Raw genomic sequence first — 21,439 nt, forward strand, 5'->3', positions numbered from 1 at the left:
CGCGACCCGTCGATAAGCGCAGGTTATGCCCGCGCGCCCGTCAGAGCTCGATGGTCGAGACCACGTCCGTGCGCGACGGCGCGACGGGGCTGGAGGAGAACCCGAACGAGGTCGCCGGGCGGACGTCGGCCAGCGAGCCCAGCGGGACGCCCTCCCACCAGCCTGCGACGGCGTCCACGCGGTGGTGGTCGGTGGCGCCGTACCACTCCCGGCGCGCCTCGGGCCCCACGCCGGTACGCCCCCGCGTGCGCACCCCGCGCTGCAGGACCCGGGCGGCCGGGTCGGTGACAAGCGTCCAGGCCGGGGCCACCGCGACCGGTCGCGGCACCGCCCTGAGGGCCCAGCCCGTCGGTGTACGCCGCCCGACGCCGACCGAGAGCCGCAGCGAGGGCGAGGCGAAGGTCAGCCAGGTCGGCACGGCCACGCACTCGACCGGCTCGACCCGGACCTCGTCGAAGGAGTAGGTCGAGGCGACCAGGTCGGCGACGTCCTGACGCGGCGCGACCAGCACGCGGTTGCCGTCGGCGGTCTCGACCATGGCGTCGGCGAAGGCACCCAGCGGCGAGTGGCGCCAGTGCCCGACCACGACGCGGGTGCCCGACGTGCTGCCGACGCCGGTGATGGTGCCGGTGAAGGCCAGGCGCTGGGTGGGCCGCGGCGCGGGTCGCGGCGGGGTGGCGGTCACGGGCGGTCTCCTCGGGCTCCGGGCGCGGGCGCGCCGCGGACCATGGTGGACCACCCGCGGCCGCGCACGGCCCGGAGGGTCAGCCGCGGGAGACGCGCAGCATCTCCTCGCGCGGGACGACCTTGACCCGCTCGCGGCCGGCGGCCTCGCCCAGCCCGAGCTCGTGGGCGTCGAGGCGGGCCCAGCCCTCCCAGTCGGTGGCGTCGACGCCACGCTCGGCGAGGCGGACCAGCAGGTCGTCTGTTGCGGTCGGGGCGGGCAGCTTGTCGAGGTCGGCCAGCAGGTTCGTCACCGTCTCGTTGGCGTCCGACTTGGTGTGCCCGATCAGGCCGACGGGGCCGCGCTTGACCCAGCCGGTGGTGTAGACCCCGGTGACGGCGAACCCGTCCTCGTCGACGACACAGCCGGCGTCGTTGGGCAGCACGCCCCGGGACTCGTCGAAGGGCAGGCCGGGCAGGGCGCTGGAGCGGTAGCCGACGGCCCGGTAGACGGCCTGGACCGGGTGGTCGACGAACTCGCCGGTGCCGCGGGCGTTGCCGGTGCCGTCCATCTCGGTCTTCTCGGTGCGGATCCCGACGACGCGACCGTCCTCGCCGAGGACCTCGACCGGGTTCTGGCACATGTGGATGTGGATCCGGTGGGGTGCGCCGGTCGGCTCGGCCTCGAGGTACTTCAGCAGCGTGTCGACGACGAGCCGGGTGCCCTTGTTGCTGCTGATCCGGGACTGGCCGTCGTCGTCGATCTGGAAGCCCTCCTCCTCCACGAGCACGTCGATGCTCGGGGAGTGGGCGAGCTCGCGCAGCTCCATCGGCGAGAACTTGATCTCGGCCGGGCCGCGGCGGGCGAAGACGTGGACGTCGGTGGCCCGGTTGGCCTTCAGGCCCTGGTAGACGTTGTCGGCGACCTCGGTCGTGAGCTGCTCGTCGGCGGGCTTGGCGAGCATCCGGGCGACGTCGAGGGCGACGTTGCCGGCGCCGACGACGGCGACCTGCGCGGCGTCCAGCGGCCACTCGGTCGGGACGTCGGGGTGGCCGGCGTACCAGCTGACGAAGTCGGCCGCGCCGTGGCTGCCCTCGAGGTCGATCCCGGGGATGTCCAGCGTCCGGTCGGACATGGCGCCGGTGGAGAAGACGACCGCGTCGTAGAGCTCGCGCAGGTCGTCCAGGTCGATGTCGGTTCCGTAGTCGACGTTGCCGAGGAAGCGGATCCCGTCGCGGTCGAGCACCCGGCGCAGCGCCTTGATGATCTCCTTGATCCGCGGGTGGTCCGGCGCGACGCCGTAGCGGACCAGGCCGTACGGCGCGGGGAGCCGCTCGATCACGTCGACCCGGGCCTCGGGGTGCTCCTTGGTCAGGATGTCGGCGGCGTAGATCCCGGCGGGCCCGGCGCCGATCACGGCGACGCGGATGTTCCTCACGACTGGCTCACTCCTGGTGCGCTGGGGGGTGCGGTGCACACGAGCACCTCGAGGGTTCTCGACCTCCACAACGGTGCGCCCGCGCGCCGTGTTCCGGTAGCCGGACGTGACCTGTGGCACCACAGGCTGCTCTTGTGTCCAGGGTACGGATCTGCCTGTGGCCCGAGGGGGGCTCCCGGGGGGCCGCGGGTGGGAAGATGACCGCGTGGACGTCGAGGGGGCGGGCGGAGGGTCGGGCGGCACGCCGCCGTTGCCGCGATCGATCTGGGTCGTCGCCTGGGGGTCGCTGGCGAGCCAGGTCCTGCTGCTGGCCGACCGAGGGGTGGCGTTCGACAGCTGGGCGGGCGTCGTCCTGTCCGTCTGCTTCGGGGCGCTGCTCGTGGGGTACGTGTCCGCCGGCGTCGTCCGGGCCCGCCCCGTGCGGTTCGTGCTCGCCTGCGTCGTCATGGTCCTGGGTGCGCTGAGCGAGCTCGTCAGCGTCCTCTCGGCTTCTGGGCAGGACGCCCTGGACGTCCTGACGCTCCTGGCCTCGGTGACGGTCCTGGGTGCGCTGGTGGTGTTCCGGGGCAGCGACTGGTTCCTGTGGCAGCGCACGAGGTCGCCCGACAGCGGCCGTGCGCCCATCGGCCCGCTGGTGGCCGTGGCGGTGCTGGTGGGGGTGCTCGGCGGTGTCGCGGCACCGCAGGACGGAGGTCTGGACGCCCCGGTCAGGGTCGGCGCCCGGTGACCTGGCCGCTCGGTGTCGCCGCCTACCGGATCGGGGCACCCGAGATGGTCCGGGCGATCACCAGGCGCTGGATCTCCGAGGTGCCCTCGAAGATCGTGTAGATCTTGGCGTCGCGGGCCATCCGCTCCACCGGGTAGTCGCGCGTGTAGCCGTTGCCGCCGAGCACCTGCATCGCCTTCTCGGTCACCGCCACAGCGGTCTCCCCGGCGACCAGCTTGGACATCGAGCCCTCCGCGGCGTCGAACCGGGCGCCGGTGGCGGCCATCCAGGCCGCGCGCCACACGAGCAGCCGTGCGGCGTCGATGCTGGTGCGCATGTCGGCCAGGGCGAAGGCGATCGCCTGGTTCTCGATGATCGGCTTGCCGAACTGCTCGCGCGTCCTGGCGTAGTCGAGCGCGACCTCGTACGCCGCGCGGGCGATGCCGACGGCCTGCGCGCCGACGGCGGGGCGGGTGCGCTCGAAGGTGGCCATGCTGGCGTTGCCGCTCCGCCCGGCCGCGGAGGCCGGGGTCGCGCCGTCCCGCGCGGCGCGGGCGCGGGCCAGCCGCGCGTCGAGCTTCTCCTTGCCCCCGAGCAGGCAGCGACCCGGGACGCGGACGGAGTCGAGGACGACCTCGGCGGTGTGCGAGGCGCGGATCCCGTGCTTGGCGAACTTCTGCCCCTGGGAGAGGCCCTTCGTGCGGGGCGGGACGACGAAGCTGGCCTGGCCGCGGGAGCGCAGCTCCGGCTCGACGACGGCCGTCACGACGTGGACGTCGGCCATGCCGCCGTTCGTGGCCCAGGTCTTGGTGCCGTTCAGCACCCACTCGTCGGTGGCCTCGTCGTAGGTGGCGCGGGTGCGCATCGCGCCGACGTCGCTGCCGGCGTCGGGCTCGGAGGAGCAGAAGGCGGCGGTGCGCAGGTCGCCCGGCGAGCCGAACATCTGCGGAACCCACTCGGCGACCTGCTCGTCGGTGCCGTTCGAGCTCACGCCCGCGGCGGCCAGGGCGGTGCCGACGATGGACAGCCCGATCCCGGCGTCGCCCCAGAAGAGCTCCTCCATGGTGAGCGGGATGCCGAGGCCGGTCTCGTCGAAGGCCTGGGTGGCGAAGAAGTCCAGCGAGTAGAGGCCGACCTCCGCAGCCTCCTCGAGCACCGGCCATGGGAACTCCTCGCGCTCGTCCCACTCGGCCGCCGCCGGGCGGACGACGTCGGCGGCGAAGGTGTGCACCCAGGCGCGCAGCTCGAGGTGGTCGGGGCCGAGTCCGAAGCTGGTCACGGCAGTGAGGCTACGGGTGTGCACCGTCGTGGCGGGCCACCCGCGCCGCGACGGCACGCGCCGTAGGCTCGGGCGGTGCCCGCCCCGTCGCTGACCGTCGCCGTGGCGCAGCCGGCGACGGTGCCGCACGACCTCGTGGCCAACGTCCGCGCGCACGTGGCCGCCGTCCGGACCGCCGCCGTGGTGGTCGGGGCCCGGCTGCTGGTGCTCCCCGAGATGTCGCTGACCGGTTACGAGCTCGACGCCGACGCGGTCGACCCCGGGCACCCGGTCCTCGACCCGCTCGTCGACGCGTGCCGGGCGACGGGTGTCGTCGCGCTGGCGGGCGCGCCGGTCCGCGAGGGCGGGCTCGAGCACCTCGCCGTGCTGCTGGTGGACGGGACCGGGACCCGCGTCGCCTACCGCAAGACCTTCCTCGGCGAGGACGAGGCGGAGCGGTTCAGCCCCGGGGACGGCGCCCGCGTCGTCGCCGTCGACGGCTGGGCGGTCGGACTCGCGATCTGCAAGGACACCGGCGAGCCCCGGCACACGGCCCGGCTCGCGGAGGCCGGCGTCGACCTGTACGCCGCCGGGGTGGTCGACGCACCCGACGAGGAGGACGTGCGCCGGGCGCGCACCCTGGCGGTGGCGGCGGCGCTGCGCGTCCCGGTCGCCGTGGCGAGCGCGGCCGGCCCGGCGACGACCTACCCGCTCACGCGGGGCGGCTCGACCGTGCACGCCGCCGACGGGCGGCTGCTGGCGCGGGCCGGCCGCCGACCGGGCGAGGTCGTCGGCGCGACGCTGGTCCGCCCGGTCCGGCCGGTCCGCCCGTAGCCGGGGGCGGGCCGCTCAGTGCCAGAGCGGCGGACCGGCGACCTGGCGGCCCCGGCGCCGGTGACGCTTCACCACGACGAAGGCCACGACGAGCAGGAGGACCAGCAGGACCGGGACCTCGGAGAGCACCACGACCGCAGCGACGACCGCGAGCACGAGCAGCCACGGGTTCGGCCCGGAGCGCGACGGGCGCCCGGCACCCCGGGCCACCGTGGCCGGGGGCGGGGTCGGGCGGAAGCCGGCGACCGGCAGGTCGTGGAAGAGCAGGTCGAGGTCGGCCCGGGTGCGCGCGGACCAGGCCGCGTCCAGGCGGTCGGCGTGCTCGCCGTGGGAGAGCCGGCCGTGGGCGTAGTGCTCCCCCAGCGCAGCGGCGGCCTGCTCCCGCTCCTGGTCGCCGACCCGCAGCCGGGACGGGTGCTGCGGCCGGTCGGCCGGCCGGCTCATCGCGGGCCCTCGGCCTGCTCGCCGGCGATCTGGTCGGCGGTCCGGTCCGCGGCCGGGTCGGCCGGGTCGGCGGTGGCGTGCTCGCCGTCGGCGAGGATCCCGTACAGCTTGCGGCGGGTCTCGACGAGGACCGCGGCGGCGGCCGTCTTCTGCGTCTCCGAGCCGCTGGTGACGATCTGCCAGACGGCGCTCATCATCTGCCCGATCTCGGGCTTGAGGTCGCGCCACGACGCCCCGCTGCCGTCGCCGGCCGCCGCGTCCTGGTCGGCGCCGGGCCGGTGCTGCTGGAAGGGCGTCCAGACGGCCGCCAGCTCGGCGACGTGCTCGGCGACGTAGGCCTCGCCGGCCGCGGTGAGCCGCAGGCTCTTGCGGCCGAGTGTCTCGTCGGTGACGAGCAGGCCCTCGTCCTCGAGCTGGCTGATCGTCGGGTACACCGAGCCGGGGCTGGGGCGCCACGCCTCCTCGCTGCGCTCGGCGATCTGCTGGATCACCTGGTAGCCGTTGACCGGCTCGCCGCGCTCGGCGGCGGCGCGGACGACGTCGAGGATGGCCGAGCGGACGTCCCCGCGGCGGGCGCGCGGCTTCGCCTCGGGGCCGCCCTGGCCCATCCCGAAGAGGCCGGCGAGCCACGGCGGCGGTCCGCCGGCCGGCCCGCCGCCGGGCCCGAACGGCCCGCCCGCCGTACGACGCTGCTGCGCGCCCCACACGGCGTCGATGTGCTTGGCCCACTGGCCCGGGAATCCCTGGCTCATGACTGCTCCTCCGTCTCGGCGTCACGCTCTGCGTGCGGTCGCGACATTCGGTGAGTCAGTCGCGATATATCGTGAGCGTACGCCGACTGTCGAGCGGGGACAAGGGGAAGCCCGCGGCCGGGACAGGTGGGACAGGGGGCGGACCGTCTAGCGCGCGAGCCACTCCGCGTACGCGTCGAACGTGTAGGTCCGGCCGAGGAAGTCGGAGACGAGGTCGGCGGCGTCCTTGGCGCCGCCCGGGGCCAGCACGCGGTCGCGGTAGCGCGCCGCGACGACCGGGTCGGACATCGAGGCCGCGTCGAAGGCCGAGAACAGGTCCTTGGCGATCACCAGCGACCACATGTAGGTGTAGTAGGCCGACGAGTAGCCGCCGAGGTGCCCGAAGCTGGCGAAGAAGTGGGTGTCCTCGACGTAGGGGAAGGGCGAGTACCGCTCCTGCAGCTCGCGCATCCGGACGGTGAGGTCCTCGGGGCGGTCCTGGTGGAACCAGTAGGACACCGCGGCGTAGAACATCTGCGTCCGCGCGTGGTAGCCCTTGCCGAAGTCGTCGCCGGCGCGCATCCGCTCGACCAGGTCGGCCGGGATCGGCTCGCCCGAGGCGTCGGTGGCGAAGGTGCGCAGGACGTCGGCGTCCCACGCCCACTCCTCGAGCATCTGGCTGGGCGCCTCGACGAAGTCCCACTCGGTCGCCACCCCGGCGAAGCGGGTCCAGCGGCCGCGGCCGCCCAGGACGTGGTGGACCAGGTGCCCGAACTCGTGGAAGAGCGTGACCACGTGGTCGTGCTCCATCAGACCGCGCGAGAAGTTGCAGACCAGCACGCCCTCGGGCAGCTGCCTCCCCGCGACGCCCTCGGCGAGGGTGAACTGCGCGGCGTGCTTGTACTTGCCCTGGCGCGGGTGCAGGTCGAGGTAGATCCGGCCGAAGGGCTCGGTCACGTCGTCCCCGCCCCCGGCCGTGGTCGCGTCGTAGACGTCGTAGCAGGTGACGTCTTCGGCCCACACCGGCGCCGACGGGACGTGCTCGTAGCGCAGCCCGAACAACCGCCCGGTCACGTCGAGCAGGCCCTGGCGGACCTTGGCGGCGTCGAAGTAGGTGCGGACCTGCTGGGCGTCGACCTGCAGCTGCTCGCGACGCACGGCCTCCTCGTAGTACGACGCGTCGGGCTGGGCGACGACCTCGGCTCCGGGGTGGTCCTCCTGGTAGCGGGCCAGCAGCACCGCCAGGTCGCGGCGCATCGGCCCCTCGGCGGCCTCGGCGATCCGGTCGATGAAGGCCGGGATGGCCGCGCCTTCGCCGATCATCTTGACCGCCGCGTCGTACGATGCCCACCCGTCGAAGCCGACCAGGGTCGCCAGCTCGTGGCGCAGCGAGAAGAGCTCGTGCAGCAGCGCCTCGTTGGCGGGCCAGCCCCGGTTCAGGAACGCCTGGGTCATCTCGGCGCGGACGCCGGCGTCGTGGGCGAACATCCGCACCGGCACCGCGTCCGGGTAGTCGGTGGTGACGGTGACCAGGCCGTCGGCGTCGGCGGGGTGCTCCTCGAGCCAGTCCTCGGGCAGCCCGGCCAGCCGCTCGGGAGCCACCCGGACGGTCCGGACGTCGTCACGGATCTGCTTGCCGAAGGCCTGGTCCAGCTCGGTCAGCCGCTCGTTGATGGCGGTGATCCGCTGCCGGGTGGCCTCGTCCTGGTCCACGCCCGCACGACGGAAGTCGTCGAGGGTCTTCTCCAGCAGGCGGGAGGCCTCGGCGTCGAGGCCGGAGCCGTCGAGGCCGGCGAAGACCTCGTAGAGCTCCCGGTCGAGGCCGAGCCGGGTCAGCATCCGCATGACCTCCTGCTCGGCCTGCTCGGCGGCCTCGCGCACGCCCTCGAGGGGGTGCACGTTGCTGAACAGCGAACCCGTCGCGGCCACGCCGGACAGCGCGAGGTGCACCTCGTCCCACTGCCGCAGCGTCTCGAGCGCGTCGGTGGGCGGGGCGGCGCGGAGCGCGTCGACGAGGCCCCGTGCGCGTTCGAGGCCGGCGGTGGCCTCGGCCTGCACCCACTCCTGGGCGACCTCGACGGCGGGCAGGGACAGCGGGGCGGGGGAGCTCACCGGTTCACCCTGCCACGGCCGGGCCCCACCCCCGCGTCGGGGAGACGTCAGGGGTTGCGGCGCACGATCGCGACGTTGAGGGCCGTCGCGAACGCGTTCCAGCCGACGTACGGCGCCAGCGCCAGCGCGGCCCGGTCGTCACCGGCGGCGCGCGCCCGGCGGACGAGGTCGAGGGTCGAGGCCTGCAGCAGCACGATCTCGGCCAGCGCCCACCTCGGCTTCTCGGCGGTGAAGAACAGCCAGCACCATCCGGCGTTGAGGCCCATGTTCAGCCACAGCGCGCGCTCGACGTCGTGCCGGTCGTCGACCGGGACCCGCTCGAGCATCGAGGCGCCTGCGACCGCGGCCGCGGCGTAGAGCGCGGTCCACACCGGCCCGAAGACCGCGGCGGGAGGCTGCCAGGACGGCTTGCGCAGCGCGCGGTACCAGGGCGAGCCGGGCCTGGTCCCCAGCCCGCCGACGACCGCGCCGGCCAGGACGGGCGGGACCGTCCGCGCCAGGCGCCGCGGCAGGGCGAGGTGGTCGATCGAGGTCGTGGCGGGGGCGATCACGCAGGGGTCCTGACGGTGGTGGGGCGGGGGCGGGGGCGGTGGTGCGTCACCAGAACCGGCTCCCGGGGATGCCCTTGAACGGGCCGACGACGCGCGAGGTGATCCAGCCGCCGTAGAAGTCCCCCGGCTGCGGCACCACGACCTCGCCGTCGACCGAGCACAGGTCGACCGCGCCGGGCATGACCGCGACCATGCCGAGCAGGTCGCGGAAGCCGGGCGTCGGCTCGGGGTAGGTCCACGCGGCGCGCGGCGCGACGACCTCGCCCCGCTCGTCGCCGACCAGGTCGAAGTACGAGGCGACGCCCTTCCACTCGCAGAAGCTGGAGCCGACGGTGGGCCGCAGCGCGCCCTCGACGAAGTCGAGGACCGGGACGTAGTAGGTGGGCGGGTGGCTGGTCTCGAGCACGCGTACGGAGTGTGTCGTCGAGGCCACGGTGCGCCCGCCCAGGACGATGTCCACGCGCTCGGTGCTGTGGTCCAGCGCCGGCGGCCGGGGGTAGTCCCACACCGACTCCTGGCCGGGTCCGGGGGTCTCGGGCACAGGTCGACTCATGGCGCGGACGCTACCCCGCACCTCTCACCCACCGGTCTCGTCACCAGGCGGTGCGGGCGGCGACGAGCCCGGACGCGGCGACCAGCCGTCGTACGCCCTGCTCGTGCGCGGGGTCGGTGAGCAGCAGCAGCCCGCGACCCGGCGGCGCGGCCAGCGCGGCCACGAGGTCGGGGAGCGGCACGCCGCGGCAGCCCGGGGGCCAGCCGTGAGCCCCGGCCTCGACGTAGCTGTCGGCGACCCCGACCTCCGCGTCGTCGTACGAGACCAGGACGACGAAGTGGCCGACGTCCCACCCGGCGAGCGGGTGGTCGCGCGGCCAGGTCGGACCGGTGCGCAGGTTCGCCACCACGGCCACGGGGTCCCCGGCCTCGCGCAGGCCGACCAGCAGCCGGCCCCACGGGGCGGGGTCGGCACCGCGGCCGGCGGCGGGGACGGGCACGACGGCCACCGGCGCGACGTCGGGGAGGCCGGCGGCCAGCGGCGCGGCGTCGGTCCCGCTCCGCCCGGGGTCGTCGGCGCGGGGCAGGCCCTCCCAGGCGTCCGTGCGCAGCGGCGCCCCGACCGGACGCCAGGCCGGCTCGTCGTGGGGCCAGACCCGGGTCCCGGCCGCGAGGGCCAGGTCACCCAGGTCCGCGACGTCCGTGCCGTCGAGGAGGGCGTGCAGCGCCGAGCGGGCCGCGAACGGCCCGCAGAGCTGGTCCGGCTGGGGCAGCTGGGCGGGGTGCGCGGCCAGGACCCGGTCCGCGCCGGGCAGCAGCGCGGCCGGGTCGGGCCGGTCGGTGCCGGTCAGTACTGCCACCGCAGCGAGGCCACGACGTCCTCGACCCCGCGGTCGGCGGCCCAGGCGGCGTCGGCGGCCCGGCAGGCCGCGAAGGCGCCCAGCAGCTCCGCGCCGAGCACCTCGCGGACGAGGTCGCTGCCGAGCAGGTCGGCCTGCTGCTGCTCGAAGGACGTGGCCAGCGGTCGGATCCCGGCGGCCTCGCGGCGGGCCCCGTCCCAGGTGCCGACGTCCTCCTGGACCGGCGCCGGCGGCTCGAGACCGTCGCGGACCCCGGCCAGGCCGGCCGCGATCGTCACCGCGAGGGCGAGGTAGGGGTTGGCCGAGGCGTCGCAGGCCTTGAGCTCGACGTTAGTGACCTCGCTGCCGAGCAGCCGGCTCGCCGGCACGAGTCGGAGCGCGGCCTCGCGGTTCTCGACGCCCCAGAAGCCGTACGCGCCCGCCCAGTAGCCCGGCCGTCGCCGGAGCAGGGAGCCCGTGCTCGGGGCGGTGACCGCCGTGACACCGGGCAGCTCGCGCAGCAGCCCGGCCAGGTAACCGCGACCGACCGGGGACAGCCCGTGCTCGTCGCCGCCCGCGGCGGGGTCGCCGGTCAACGCGTTGCGGCCGGTCGCGGCGTCGACCAGGGAGGTGTGCAGGTGCCAGCCGTTGCCGGCGCCCGTGGTGCTGGCCAGCGGCGCGAAGCTGGCCCGCAGTCCGTGGGCCCGGGCGGCGGCGTGCACGGTCTGCCGGGTCAGCACCTGCGCGTCGGCCATCGTCAGCGCGTCGGCGACGTCGAGGGAGAGCTCGAGCTGCGCCTCGCCGTACTCCGCGTGCAGCTGCCCGACCCGCACGCCGTTGTCGCGCAGGTCGCGCAGCAGGGTCTCGACGAGGTCGTGGACGTCGAGCACCGCGTTGGCGGAGTACGCCGGGCCGCGCCGCGCGGGGTGCCAACCGCCGTCGTCGGTGTCGTGGGTCAGCACCATCTCGACCTCGAACCCGGCGCGCACCTCGAACCCGGCCTCGGCGGCCGCGGCCACCTGCCGCTCCAGCACGGCCCGCTGGTCGTACGGCCAGGGGTCGCCGTCGGCCGTGAGCTGGCGGCCGGGCACCCACGCCAGGCCGGGCTGGCCGGCCAGCGCCACGATGCTGTCGAGGTCCTCGACGACCGGCACCAGGCGTACGTCGCCGGACGGTGTGGCCAGGCCCTCGTGGGCGAAGGTGATGCCGTCGTGGGAGTCGAAGACGCCGAACGCGGCGGTGATCCCGACACCCCTGGTCAGCGCCGACGGCAGCTGCTCGAGCGGGACGACCCGCGAGCGCACGATGCCGTTGTTGTCGACCCAGCCGATGCTCACCCCGAGGACGCCGAGGCCCTCCAGCCGGGCGACGAGGGAGGCGGCATCGGGAGGCTGCGGGGCGGCGACGGGAGGCGTCATGCGGCGAAACTACCGCCCTGCGGTCACTGCGGGACGGCGCCGACCACGAGGCGTACATTCGCGCCACGTGCACCTCCGCGGACTCGTGGCCGACACCCGGCCCCTGCGCAACGACCACTTCCGGCGGCTGTGGCTGGCCAACATCGTCACCGTCGTCGGCGCCCAGCTCACCGTCGTGGCGGTGCCGGCGCAGATCTACGCCCAGACCGGCTCGTCGGCCTACGTCGGGCTGACCGGCGTCTTCGGGCTGGTGCCGCTGGTGGTCTTCGGTCTCTGGGGCGGGGCGCTGGCCGACGTCTTCGACCGCCGCACGCTGCTGGTGGTCACCACGACCGGGCTGATCGTGACCAGCGGGCTGTTCTACGTGCAGGCCGCGCTGGGGTCGACGGACGTGTGGCTGCTGCTGTCGCTGTTCGCGGTGCAGCAGGCGTTCTTCGCGGTCAACCAGCCCACCCGCAGCGCGGTGCTGCCACGCCTGCTCGAGCCCGGCCTGCTGCCGGCCGCCAACTCGCTGAACATGACCGTCATGCAGGCCGGCGCGATCGCCGGGCCCCTGGTGGCCGGCACGCTGATCCCGGTGGTCGGGTTCTCCTGGCTCTACCTGGTCGACACCATCACCCTGCTCGCGACGCTGTCCGCGGTCGTCCGGCTGCCGCCGCTGCCGATCGCGCGCGAGGAGGGGGCGGGGCCAGCCCGGACCCCCGGGCTGCGCTCGGTCGTCGAGGGCGTGGTCTACCTGCGCTCGCAGCCGGTGCTGATGATGTCGTTCGTCGTGGACGTCATCGCGATGGTCTTCGGGATGCCACGGGCCCTGTTCCCCCAGATCGCCGACGAGTCGTTCGGCGGACCGGCCGGCGGTGGGCTGGCCTTCGCGCTGCTGTTCGCGGCCATCCCGATCGGCGCGGTGCTCGGCGGCGTGTTCTCGGGGTGGGTCTCCCGGGTCGAGGCCCAGGGCCGCGCCGTCGTGGTCTGCATCCTGGTGTGGGGCGCGGCGATGACCGGCTTCGGCGTCGCGGTCGGCGTCGCGGGCCTCGGTGGTGGCTGGCAGCGCCCGATGCTGCTGGCGGCCGTGCTGATGCTGGTGGTCGGCGGCGCCGCCGACATGGCCTCCTCGGCGTTCCGCAGCTCGATGCTGCAGAGCGCCGCCTCCGACGCGGTGCGCGGGCGTCTGCAGGGCATCTTCATCGTGGTCGTGGCGGGTGGACCCAGGATCGCCGACGTCGGGCACGGCGTCGCGGCGGCGGCGGTCGGCACCGCGGTGGCCTCGGCCGGCGGGGGCCTTCTGGTGGTGGTGCTGACCGTGGCCGCCTCGCTCGCGGTGCCGTCGTTCGTGCGCTACCGGGTCACCCGGGCGCCGGTGGGCTGACGCCGGTGGGCCGAGGCGGCCGCACCCGCGCCCGGTCGAAGGTCCCGCCACCTCCCCGGGTGGGGCCCCCACCCTGTCGACTGCCTAGCGTCGGAGGATGACGAACTTCGGCTACACCCTGATGACCGAGCAGAGCGGACCGCGGGAGCTGGTGCGGTACGCCGTGGGCGCCGAGGAGGCCGGGTTCGACTTCGAGGTCAGCAGCGACCACTTCTCCCCGTGGTTGAAGGAGCAGGGTCACGCGCCGCACGCCTGGACGGTCCTCGGGGCGGTCGCCCACGCCACCGAGCGGGTCGGCCTGATGACCTACGTGACCTGCCCGACGATCCGCTACCACCCCGCGATCGTGGCCCAGAAGTCCGCGACGCTGCAGCTGCTCGCCGAGGGGCGCTTCACCCTCGGCCTCGGCAGCGGGGAGAACCTCAACGAGCACGTGGTGGGCGAGGGCTGGCCCGCGGTGAAGCAGCGGCTCGAGATGCTCGAGGAGGCGATCGAGATCATCCGGGCGCTGCACACCGGCGAGGTCGTCGACTTCAAGGGCGAGTACTTCGACGTCGCCTCCGCCCACCTCTGGGACGTGCCCGAGCAGGGCGTCCCGATCGGTGTCGCGGCCGCCGGCCCGCGCGGCATCGCGACCTTCGGACCCGTCGCCGACCACCTGATCTCCACCGACCCGTTCCCGAGCCTGATCGAGACCTGGAACGCCACCGAGGGCTGCGCCCGCATCGGGGACGGCGCCCGCGCCGTCGGCCAGATCCCGATCTGCTGGGGCCCCGACGAGGCCGAGGCCACCCGGGTGGCGCACGAGCAGTTTCGCTGGTTCGCCGGCGGGTGGAAGGTCAACGCCGACCTCCCCACCCCCGCGGGCTTCGCCGGCGCCACCCAGTTCGTCCGCGAGGAGGACGTCGCGCAGAACATCCCCTGCGGTCCGGACCTGGACAAGATCGTCGAGTCGGTCTCGGCCTTCTGGGAGGCCGGCTTCACCGACATCGCCCTGGTCCAGGTCGGCGACGCCCGCCAGGAGCAGTTCCTGGCCGAGGTCGCCGGGCCGCTGCTGGACAAGCTCCGCGCCGCCGCCCCCTGACCGAGGGCCTCAGCCCGGCTCGGTCATCCGCTCCAGCCGCTGTCGCAGCAGGTCGCGCCGCCGGGCGTTGCCGGTCAGGTCGACGTAGCGCTCCCGGTACGCCGCGAGCAGCGCGTCGTCGAGCCGCCGGACCGCGCCCGGCGGAAAGCGGTAGCCGAGCCGCTCGTTCAGGTCGTCGAGGACGCCGTCGCGCAGCACCTCGGCGAGCTCGTCGAACCGGGTGATCCCGAGCTCGAGCAGCAGCCCCGAGATCCACGCGTAGTGGTCGGTGCGCGACCAGCCGGCGTCGCCGTACTGCCCGGCGAGGAACGCTGCGAGCTCGCGGGGGTCCAACCGGGGGTCGTGCGGCTCGACCTCGACGACGCCGGCCCCGAGGGTGCCGCCCGTGCCGCCGGCGGTCCCGGCCGCGGGGTCCGCCGGCTGGGGCGCGGGGGTCCGCAACCGGTCGCGGATCGTCGAGAACTCCTGGTCGGCGAGCTCCAGCAGGCCGGCGGCCAGGGTGAAGCGACGGTCCAGGTCGCTGGCGTGCTCGGCGGGCACGCTGCCCTTGTAGCGGGCCTCGTGCTCGAACTCGGCCCACGCGTGCTGCAGGACCGTCCGCACCTGCACCTGGGCGACCAGCCCGCGCAGCTGCGCCCACTGCGGGTGGCTCTCCCGGGCCGCGTCCAGGCCGATCAGCAGGTGCCGGCTGGCGTAGCCGAACCGGCCCTCGCGCGCGGTGGCCAGGCCCATGTCGCGGTCGTCCTTCACGACGACCTGGTCGTCGAGCAGGTCGGCGACGGCGGCGACGTCGCCGCGGACGTAGGTGACGACGCGGACCCCGAGCTGGTCGGTGATGTCGTGCAGCGGCTCGGGGTAGGCAGCAGCCCCGCCTACCCGGCGCTCGGCCTTCTCGGCGAACGACGCCACGCTCTTGGTCCGTCCGGTGACCGAGAGGTAGTTGATCCCGGCCTCGTCGAGCACGGAGGTGACCAGCTCGACGAACGCCTGGCCGGCCTCGACCAGGGCGGGGCGGCGCTGGGCGTACTCCTGCACCGCCGCGCGGACCGGGTCCTCGAGCCGCCAGGTCCGTCCGCCCGGCGACCCGGACCCCCCGGGTGCCCCGGCGGGGGCCGGCAGCCGCTCGGGAGGCAGCGCCGGGGTGACGATGGTGCCCGTCTCGAGGTCGCCGTAGGTCGTCGTCCGCGTCGGGTGGTGCTCGGCGAACCACGCGACGTAGGCGCAGAGGACCGCGTCGACCTGGTCCTCGACCACCCGCAGCTGGCTCTTGCGGGTGGCGGTCTCGACCTGGCCGCGCAGGGTCGTCCAGGCCTCGTCGACCGTGACGACGGTCTCGACGTGCCCGACGAGCAGGAGCAGCTCGCGGCGCAGCAGGTCCAGGTCGCGACCGGGCTTGGCCTTGTACTTCAACGTCTTCGCGAGCCCGAAGAGCGCCACGCTCGCGGCGTGGGGGTAGACCTCGATCGCCCGGCGCGCGCGGCGGCTGCGCGGGTTGACGTCGAGCCCCAGCCTCTTGGAGACCCGGGCCGCGCGGGTGCCGTCGGCGAACTCCGGCTTGCCGGTGTTGGCCGGGTGCGCGCCGGCCTCGAAGCGCCGGAAGTCGCGACCCAGCGCCTGCTCGGCCGGACGCGAGCCCGTCGGGTTGACGACCACGATCGGGGCGTCGATCCCGACCAGGCACGGTCCCTCGACGTACGGCGCCAGCGCCTCGGCCACCTCGTCGTCGGTGCGCACCGTGCTGACGTGCAGCAGGCGCGCGTCGGCGTCGAGGACGGCCAGCCCCGTGGGGCTCTTCTCGCCCCAGGCCAGGTCGACGCCCACGAAGTGCACGTCCACACCCTGCCCTACCTCGCCGACAGGGCGGCCGACGCGTCCTAGCAGCCGGCGTACTCCCGGGCGATCGCCGCGCCGAGGCGGGCGTTGTGCCGCACCAGCGCGATGTTGGTGGTCAGGCTCGCGCCGTCGGTGAGCTCGACGATCCGGCCCAGCAGGTACGGCGTGACCTCCTTGCCGCGCAGGCCGCGGTCGTCGGCGTCGGCCAGGGCCCGGGCGATCACGCCGTCCATCTCCGCGGCCGGGATCTCGTCGGCCACCGGCACCGGGTTGGCCACCACGACACCGCCGGCCAGGCCGAGGTCCCACTTCGCGCGCATCACCGCGGCGACCTCGGCGGCCCCGTCGACGCGCATCGGGGCGCCGTGGCCGCTGCTGCGGGAGTAGAAGGAGGGGAACTCGTCGCTGCCCTCGACCAGGACCGGCACGCCCAGGGTCTCGAGCGCCTCGAGGGTCAGGCCGATGTCGAGGATGCTCTTGACCCCGGCCGAGACCACGGCGACGTCGGTGACGGCCAGCTCGGTGAGGTCGGCGGACAGGTCGAAGGTCTGCTGCGCCCCACGGTGGGCGCCGCCGAGGCCGCCGGTGACGAACGTGCGCACGCCCGCCAGCGCGGCCAGCCGCATCGTCGCGGCCACCGTCGTGGCCCCGTGCAGCCCGCGGGCCACGACGTACGGCAGGTCGCGGCGACTGACCTTGGTGACGCCGGGGTCGCTGGCCAGCAGCTCGAGGTCCTCGGGGGTCAGCCCCACCCGGGGCCGGCCGCCGAGCACCGCGACGGTGGCCGGGGTCGCGCCGGCGTCGCGGACGATGCCCTCCACCTCGACGGCCATCTCCACGTTGCGGGGGTACGGCATCCCGTGGCTGATGATCGTGCTCTCCAGCGCGACGACGGGCCGGCCCTCGGCCAGGGCTGCGGCCACCTCGTCGGACAGGGTCAGCATCGGGTGCGGGGTGCTCACAGCAGGCTCCTCACGAGGGCGTCGGACAGGTCGGGGCGCACGGTGTGGGGGCCGGCGACGGTCAGCGCGGCGGCGGCCTGGCCGTACGCCGCGGCCTCCTCGGGCGCGGCGCCCGCGAGCAGGGCGTGGCAGTACGCCGCCAGCAGGGCGTCGCCGGCGCCGGTGGCGTCGACGACCTCGACGTCGACCGACGCGTGGTGGGTCAGCCCGTCGGGCGTGCTGAGCAGGGACCCCTCCGGGCCCATCCGGACCCACACCTGCTCCACGCCCCGGGCGTGCAGGGAGGCCACCTGCTCCTCCAGGCCGGGCGGGTCGGGGTCGTCCTCGGGGACACTCAGCGCCGCCAGCTCGGCGATGTTCGGGGTGACGGTCCGCACGGGCCACCGGTCGAGCACCGGCGCGAGCACGCGCGCCTTCGGGACGCTGACCGGCTCCAGCACCACGGCGGTCCCGTGCCGCGCGGCGAGCCCCAGCGCCGCGTCGACCGCGGCCGCGGTCAGGTTCCCGTCGACGACGACCAGCGCGGCACCGGCCACCGCCGTCTCCGCCGCCGCCACGTCCGCGGGCCCGAGCAGCTCGGTGGCGCGCATGTCGGAGACCGCCACCACAAGCTCGCCGTCGCTGTCGACCACCGCGGTGTAGCTGCCGGTGGCGGCACCCACCCGGCGCACCAGGTCGACATCCACCCCGGCCGCCCGGGTCTGCTCCAGCAGGCGGGCGCCGCCGTCGTCCTGGCCCACGGCGGCGACCAGGCGGACGGGCGTGCCGAGGCGGGCGAGGTTCTCCGCCACGTTGCGGCCCACGCCGCCGGGGGTGCGCACCACGCGGCCCGGGTTGCTCGTGCCGGCCACCGCCCGGGTGGTGCTGCGGGCCAGCACGTCGAGGTTGGCGCCACCGAAAACCACTACGCCGCGACGGTCCACCTGCGTCACCCTAGGGCTGCCGATGACTACGGCTGTCGGCGGCGGTCCCTACGCTTGCCGTGCCTCGCGGGAGGCGCCGACGTGACACCGAGGAGAGCGATGACCGACATGATCCGGGCCGAGGGCCTGGTCAAGAGCTACGGCAAGGTCAAGGCCCTGCGCGGGCTCGACCTGGTCGTGCCCGAGGGCACCGTGCTGGCCCTGCTGGGCCCCAACGGCGCCGGCAAGACGACCGCGGTCAAGCTGCTGGCCACGCTGCAGAAGCCGGACGAAGGCCGGGCGGAGGTCGCCGGGGTCGACGTCGTGGGCGACCCGGACGGGGTACGCGCCCGGATCGGCCTGTCCGGGCAGTACGCCGCGGTCGACGAGCAGCTCACCGGCTTCGAGAACCTCGAGATGGTCGGGCGCCTCTACGGCCTCGGCAGGGCCGCCTCGCGGCGCCGCGCGACCGAGCTCCTGGAGCGCTTCGACCTGGCCGAGGCCGGCGGCCGGCCCTCGAAGACCTACTCGGGCGGCATGCGCCGACGCCTCGACCTGGCCGGGGCGCTGGTCGCCGCGCCGCCGGTGCTCATCCTCGACGAGCCCACCACGGGCCTGGACGTCCGCAGCCGCCAGCAGATGTGGGACGTGATCCGCGAGCTCGTGGGCTCGGGCGCCACCCTGCTGCTGACCACGCAGTACCTCGAGGAGGCCGACCGGCTGGCCGACGACATCGTGGTGATCGACCACGGCACGGCGATCGCGCGCGGCACCGCCGACGAGCTCAAGGCCCAGACCGGTGGCGAGCGGGTCGAGGTGGTCCTCGCCGACACCTCGAGGCGCCCCGAGGCGCTGCGGCTGCTCGGCGAGGTGGCCATCGGCGAGGTCCGCGACAGCGACAACGGTCGCGGCCTGGTCGCCCCGGTCGACGGTGGCACCCGCTCGCTGTCGCGGGTGCTGCAGGCCTTCGAGGGCGCCGGGCTCGAGCTGCTCGACGTCGGTCTGCGGCGACCGACCCTCGACGACGTGTTCCTCACCCTGACCGGGCGCACCAGCGACGACGACGAGGCCACGACGGACACGAAGACCGGCACGAACGAGAACGCGAGGGCCTCCCGATGAGCACCGTGACCAGCACCGGCAGCAGCACCCCGACCCCGCCGCGCCGCGGCGGACCGGCCCGCGCCGCCTCCGACGGGTGGGTGGTCGCCAAGCGCAACCTGATCAAGATCAAGCGGGTGCCCGAGGTCCTCGTCTTCGTGCTGATCTCGCCGATCATGTTCGTGCTGCTCTTCGCCTACGTCTTCGGCGGGGCGATCGACCCGGGCGGCGACGTGCCGTACCGCGAGTTCCTGATCGGCGGCATCTTCGCCCAGACCGTCGTCTTCGGCGCCACCTTCACCGGCGCCGGCATCGCCGAGGACATGCAGAAGGGGATCATCGACCGGTTCCGCTCGTTGCCGATGTCCCCCTCGGCGGTCCTGGTGGGCCGGACCGCCTCGGACGTGGTCTACAACGTGCTGTCGCTGATCATCATGGCGCTGACCGGGCTGGTGGTCGGGTGGCGCGCCCGCGAGGGCGTGATCGACATGCTCGCCGGGTTCCTGCTGCTGCTGGTCTTCGCCTACGCGATCAGCTGGGTGATGGCCTGGGTCGGCCTGCTGGTGCCGAGCGTCGAGGTCATCAACAACGCCTCCTTCATCGTGATCTTCCCGCTCACGTTCGTCTCGAACGCCTTCGTCCCCCTGGAGTCCTTCTCCAGCGGCCTGCGGGTGTTCGTCGAGTGGAACCCGGTCTCGGCGCTGACCCAGGCCTCGCGTGAGCTGTTCGGCAACATCGATCCCTCCGTGCCTGCGCCCGACGTGTGGTCCCTGCAGCACCCCGCCCTCTACACGCTGCTGTGGGTGCTGCTGATCCTGGTCGTCTTCGTGCCGCTGTCGGTGCGCCAGTACGCCCGGGCCAGCTCGAAGTGACCGCCGCGAGCGGCGCCACCGGCCCCTCCTAGGCTGGTCGCATGCCCTCCCCCGTCGACACCACCACCGACGTCGCGCCCCTCGACGTCGTCCAGCGGTTCTGGATCGCCCTGCAGACCGGCGACACCGCCGGCGCGGTGGCGCTGCTCGACGAGGACGTCGTGTGGCGCAACACCGGCCTGCCGACCCTGCGCGGCCGCCGGGTGGGGGCGGTGCTGGAGGGCCTCGACGCCCGCGGGGTCGCGGTCGAGGTCGTGATGCGCCACATCGCGACCTCGGGCGACGTGGTGCTGACCGACCGGGTCGACACGATCCGGACCGGGCCCCTGGCCACCAGCTTCCCGGTGCAGGGCACCTTCGAGGTGCGCCGCGGCCGGATCGTGCTCTGGGACGACCACTTCACCTGGGGCTCGATCGGGCTGGCGACCGCGGGCGCGGTCGGCGGCGCGCTGACCGGTCTCGTCGGTGGCCTCAGCGACGCAGCGCGCCGGCTGCGGCCCGGACGCTGAGCCGGCCGCGGGGGGCGACCGGGGCCGGCGGCACCGGGTCACCCGGCCACAGCCGGACCGGGAGCGCGTCCACGCCGTAGACAGCCGAGAGGTCGCGCCACGGCAGGGTCGTCTCGTCCTGGGTGAGCGCGAGGTCGGGGAAGCGGTGGGCCAGGCCGCGCAGCGCCGCGCGCAGCTCCATCCGCGCCAGCTCCGCGCCCAGGCAGCGGTGCATGCCCCAGCCGAAGGCGAGGTGCCGGCCGGGCTCCCGGGCCGGGTCGAACCGGTCGTCGCCGCCGGTGAGCCGCCGGTCGCGGTCGGCGGCCAGGAGGGACACCCCGACGCAGTCGCCCTCGCGGATGGTGCGCCCGCCCAGCTCGACGTCGCGGCGGGCGAACCGCAGGAACGCGATCTGCACCACGGAGAGGTGGCGCAGCATCTCCTCGACGACCGCGTCGACGTCCTCGTCGCTGCCCCGCAGTCGGTGCACCGCCTCGGGCGACCCGGCGAGCAGGTAGGCGCCGAGCGCGATCATCGACGCGCTGGTCTCGTAGCCGCCGAGGAAGACGCCGTCGGCCAGGCCGCCGAGGGTCACGTCGTCGAGCCGGTCGCCGTGGTCGCGCAGCAGCGCACCGATCAGGCCCTCCCCGGGGTTGGCCCGCTGCCGGGCGACGGCCTCGATCAGGAACTCCCGGGTCTCGGCGGCCGCACCGAACACCCCGGCGCCGCCCTGGGTGAGGTCGAAGCGGGCCGCCCCGAGGGCACGGAACGCCGCGCGGTCCTCGACGGGGAGCCCGAGCAGCTCGCAGATGACCTCGAAGGGCACCGGGAACGCGTACTCGGCGACGAGGTCGACCTCGGGGCCGGCCGCGGCCGCGGCGTCGAGACGCGCCTCGACGATCTCGTCGATGCGCGGGGCCAGCCGGGCCAGGCGTCGGCGGGTGAACTCCGGGGTCAGGCAGCGCCGCAGCTCGGTGTGCAGCGGCGCGTCGGTCATCCCGAGCCCGCCGATCTGCTCGGAGTCGCCACGCCCGTCCTGGGAGACGAACTGGCCGAGGTCGTTGCTCCAGGAGGTGGCGTCCCCGAGCACCGTGCGGGCCTCGTCGTAGCCGCTGACCAGCCAGATGCCCTTGCCGAAGAGGGTGGTCAGCCGGCGTACCGGCTCCTCCTCGCGCGCCCGTCCCAGGGCCGGCAGGGGGTCCACGCCGTGGCGGCGCACCGGGAGCGTGATCGAGGCCGGCAGGAAGCGGAGGGTCCGGAGGTCGATGCCGCTCCGCCCGGCCCGCCGCAGCAGCAGCGGTCCGACGGTGCGCGACAGGGTGCTCGGGATCCGCACGCGCCTAG

21 protein-coding genes are annotated in these 21,439 nt (G+C 74.8%); 7 read left to right on the forward strand and 14 right to left on the reverse strand.

Annotated elements, in window-relative coordinates; all coding sequences use genetic code 11:
• Positions 1–40: 40 nt before the first annotated feature.
• Complete coding sequence (locus tag ENKNEFLB_RS21810) at positions 41–685, reverse strand: hypothetical protein (protein WP_214057261.1); 645 nt, start codon at positions 683–685, stop codon at positions 41–43.
• A gap of 79 nt (positions 686–764) precedes the next feature.
• Entirely contained in the window at positions 765–2,102 is a 1,338-nt protein-coding gene (locus tag ENKNEFLB_RS21815) for an FAD-dependent oxidoreductase (protein ID WP_214057262.1), read from the reverse strand.
• Positions 2,103–2,307: 205 nt separating this feature from the next.
• Here ENKNEFLB_RS21815 and ENKNEFLB_RS21820 point away from each other — a divergent pair, with 205 nt between their 5' ends.
• Positions 2,308–2,829 (forward strand): hypothetical protein, encoded by a 522-nt coding sequence (locus ENKNEFLB_RS21820; RefSeq protein WP_214057263.1) that lies wholly within the window; start codon positions 2,308–2,310, stop codon positions 2,827–2,829.
• Positions 2,830–2,851: 22 nt separating this feature from the next.
• Here the strand turns inward: ENKNEFLB_RS21820 and ENKNEFLB_RS21825 are convergent, their stop codons facing one another.
• Positions 2,852–4,087, reverse strand: a complete 1,236-nt coding sequence (locus tag ENKNEFLB_RS21825; protein ID WP_246535736.1) for an acyl-CoA dehydrogenase family protein — start codon at positions 4,085–4,087, stop codon at positions 2,852–2,854.
• 75 nt (positions 4,088–4,162) lie between these two features.
• Here ENKNEFLB_RS21825 and ENKNEFLB_RS21830 point away from each other — a divergent pair, with 75 nt between their 5' ends.
• The gene (locus tag ENKNEFLB_RS21830; RefSeq protein ID WP_214057264.1) at positions 4,163–4,900 is read left to right on the forward strand and encodes a carbon-nitrogen hydrolase family protein; all 738 of its coding nucleotides are present in this window, start codon (positions 4,163–4,165) and stop codon (positions 4,898–4,900) included.
• A 15-nt stretch (positions 4,901–4,915) separates the two neighbouring features.
• Here ENKNEFLB_RS21830 and ENKNEFLB_RS21835 read toward each other — a convergent pair whose 3' ends face one another.
• The 7 genes from ENKNEFLB_RS21835 to ENKNEFLB_RS21865 all read right to left on the reverse strand — a co-directional run bounded on the left by ENKNEFLB_RS21835 (position 4,916) and on the right by ENKNEFLB_RS21865 (position 11,487).
• On the reverse strand, positions 4,916–5,344 hold the full coding sequence (locus tag ENKNEFLB_RS21835) for a DUF1707 SHOCT-like domain-containing protein (protein WP_214057265.1): 429 nt from the start codon (positions 5,342–5,344) through the stop codon (positions 4,916–4,918).
• Positions 5,341–6,096: a PadR family transcriptional regulator gene (locus tag ENKNEFLB_RS21840; RefSeq protein WP_214057266.1), complete on the reverse strand. Its 756-nt coding sequence runs from the start codon at positions 6,094–6,096 to the stop codon at positions 5,341–5,343. Before ENKNEFLB_RS21840 ends, ENKNEFLB_RS21835 begins: the two co-directional genes overlap by 4 nt.
• Positions 6,097–6,243: 147 nt before the next feature.
• Positions 6,244–8,187, reverse strand: a complete 1,944-nt coding sequence (locus ENKNEFLB_RS21845) for a M3 family metallopeptidase (RefSeq protein WP_214057267.1) — start codon at positions 8,185–8,187, stop codon at positions 6,244–6,246.
• A gap of 47 nt (positions 8,188–8,234) precedes the next feature.
• Entirely contained in the window at positions 8,235–8,738 is a 504-nt protein-coding gene (locus ENKNEFLB_RS21850; RefSeq protein ID WP_214057268.1) for a TspO/MBR family protein, read from the reverse strand.
• Between the two features lie 46 nt (positions 8,739–8,784).
• Positions 8,785–9,291, reverse strand: a complete 507-nt coding sequence (locus ENKNEFLB_RS21855; RefSeq protein WP_214057269.1) for a DUF427 domain-containing protein — start codon at positions 9,289–9,291, stop codon at positions 8,785–8,787.
• 40 nt (positions 9,292–9,331) lie between these two features.
• Positions 9,332–10,090 (reverse strand): DUF6885 family protein, encoded by a 759-nt coding sequence (locus tag ENKNEFLB_RS21860; RefSeq protein ID WP_214057270.1) that lies wholly within the window; start codon positions 10,088–10,090, stop codon positions 9,332–9,334.
• The gene (locus tag ENKNEFLB_RS21865) at positions 10,078–11,487 is read right to left on the reverse strand and encodes a type I glutamate--ammonia ligase (protein ID WP_214057271.1); all 1,410 of its coding nucleotides are present in this window, start codon (positions 11,485–11,487) and stop codon (positions 10,078–10,080) included. The genes ENKNEFLB_RS21860 and ENKNEFLB_RS21865 overlap by 13 nt, the downstream gene beginning before the upstream one ends.
• Positions 11,488–11,554: 67 nt before the next feature.
• Between ENKNEFLB_RS21865 and ENKNEFLB_RS21870 the strand changes: the two genes are divergently transcribed.
• Together ENKNEFLB_RS21870 and ENKNEFLB_RS21875 are read left to right on the forward strand one after the other, a co-directional pair.
• The gene (locus ENKNEFLB_RS21870) at positions 11,555–12,853 is read left to right on the forward strand and encodes an MFS transporter (protein ID WP_246535737.1); all 1,299 of its coding nucleotides are present in this window, start codon (positions 11,555–11,557) and stop codon (positions 12,851–12,853) included.
• A gap of 97 nt (positions 12,854–12,950) precedes the next feature.
• Positions 12,951–13,937, forward strand: a complete 987-nt coding sequence (locus ENKNEFLB_RS21875; protein WP_214057273.1) for a TIGR03557 family F420-dependent LLM class oxidoreductase — start codon at positions 12,951–12,953, stop codon at positions 13,935–13,937.
• Between the two features lie 9 nt (positions 13,938–13,946).
• On the opposite strand, the gene ENKNEFLB_RS21880 is transcribed toward ENKNEFLB_RS21875, so the two are convergent.
• The 3 genes from ENKNEFLB_RS21880 to ENKNEFLB_RS21890 are packed head-to-tail and all read right to left on the reverse strand — an operon-like array spanning position 13,947 to position 17,655.
• A complete protein-coding gene (locus tag ENKNEFLB_RS21880; RefSeq protein ID WP_275955929.1) occupies positions 13,947–15,773 on the reverse strand; it encodes a DUF429 domain-containing protein in 1,827 nt (608 codons plus the stop codon).
• A 38-nt stretch (positions 15,774–15,811) separates the two neighbouring features.
• The gene (locus ENKNEFLB_RS21885) at positions 15,812–16,732 is read right to left on the reverse strand and encodes a pseudouridine-5'-phosphate glycosidase (protein ID WP_246535738.1); all 921 of its coding nucleotides are present in this window, start codon (positions 16,730–16,732) and stop codon (positions 15,812–15,814) included.
• Positions 16,729–17,655 (reverse strand): carbohydrate kinase family protein, encoded by a 927-nt coding sequence (locus ENKNEFLB_RS21890; RefSeq protein ID WP_246535739.1) that lies wholly within the window; start codon positions 17,653–17,655, stop codon positions 16,729–16,731. The genes ENKNEFLB_RS21885 and ENKNEFLB_RS21890 overlap by 4 nt, the downstream gene beginning before the upstream one ends.
• A gap of 99 nt (positions 17,656–17,754) precedes the next feature.
• On the opposite strand from ENKNEFLB_RS21890, the gene ENKNEFLB_RS21895 reads away from it, so the two are divergent.
• From ENKNEFLB_RS21895 to ENKNEFLB_RS21905, 3 genes are read left to right on the forward strand one after another with little or no spacing between them, the layout of a single operon-like run.
• The gene (locus ENKNEFLB_RS21895) at positions 17,755–18,756 is read left to right on the forward strand and encodes an ATP-binding cassette domain-containing protein (RefSeq protein WP_214057274.1); all 1,002 of its coding nucleotides are present in this window, start codon (positions 17,755–17,757) and stop codon (positions 18,754–18,756) included.
• Complete coding sequence (locus tag ENKNEFLB_RS21900) at positions 18,753–19,607, forward strand: ABC transporter permease (protein ID WP_214057275.1); 855 nt, start codon at positions 18,753–18,755, stop codon at positions 19,605–19,607. The genes ENKNEFLB_RS21895 and ENKNEFLB_RS21900 overlap by 4 nt, the downstream gene beginning before the upstream one ends.
• A 41-nt stretch (positions 19,608–19,648) precedes the next feature.
• Positions 19,649–20,116 carry a limonene-1,2-epoxide hydrolase family protein gene (locus ENKNEFLB_RS21905; RefSeq protein WP_214057276.1) on the forward strand — a complete coding sequence of 156 codons (468 nt, stop codon included), beginning with the start codon at positions 19,649–19,651 and terminating at the stop codon, positions 20,114–20,116.
• Here ENKNEFLB_RS21905 and ENKNEFLB_RS21910 read toward each other — a convergent pair.
• The gene (locus ENKNEFLB_RS21910) at positions 20,079–21,431 is read right to left on the reverse strand and encodes a cytochrome P450 (RefSeq protein WP_214057277.1); all 1,353 of its coding nucleotides are present in this window, start codon (positions 21,429–21,431) and stop codon (positions 20,079–20,081) included. The two genes, ENKNEFLB_RS21905 and ENKNEFLB_RS21910, sit on opposite strands and share 38 nt — an antisense overlap.
• Between the last annotated feature and the right edge of the window lie 8 nt (positions 21,432–21,439).

This window comes from Nocardioides aquaticus (assembly GCF_018459925.1).
Taxonomy (GTDB): domain Bacteria; phylum Actinomycetota; class Actinomycetes; order Propionibacteriales; family Nocardioidaceae; genus Nocardioides; species Nocardioides aquaticus.

Bases quoted from the DNA above. Each gene is read 5' to 3' on its own strand.
- ENKNEFLB_RS21835 (WP_214057265.1), bottom strand. From the start codon at position 5,344: ATGAGCCGGCCGGCCGACCGGCCGCAGCACCCGTCCCGGCTGCGGGTC.
- ENKNEFLB_RS21840 (WP_214057266.1), bottom strand. From the start codon at position 6,096: ATGAGCCAGGGATTCCCGGGCCAGTGGGCCAAGCACATCGACGCCGTG.
- ENKNEFLB_RS21855 (WP_214057269.1), bottom strand. From the start codon at position 9,291: ATGAGTCGACCTGTGCCCGAGACCCCCGGACCCGGCCAGGAGTCGGTG.
- ENKNEFLB_RS21865 (WP_214057271.1), bottom strand. From the start codon at position 11,487: ATGACGCCTCCCGTCGCCGCCCCGCAGCCTCCCGATGCCGCCTCCCTC.
- ENKNEFLB_RS21875 (WP_214057273.1), top strand. From the start codon at position 12,951: ATGACGAACTTCGGCTACACCCTGATGACCGAGCAGAGCGGACCGCGG.
- ENKNEFLB_RS21895 (WP_214057274.1), top strand. From the start codon at position 17,755: ATGACCGACATGATCCGGGCCGAGGGCCTGGTCAAGAGCTACGGCAAG.
- ENKNEFLB_RS21900 (WP_214057275.1), top strand. From the start codon at position 18,753: ATGAGCACCGTGACCAGCACCGGCAGCAGCACCCCGACCCCGCCGCGC.
- ENKNEFLB_RS21905 (WP_214057276.1), top strand. From the start codon at position 19,649: ATGCCCTCCCCCGTCGACACCACCACCGACGTCGCGCCCCTCGACGTC.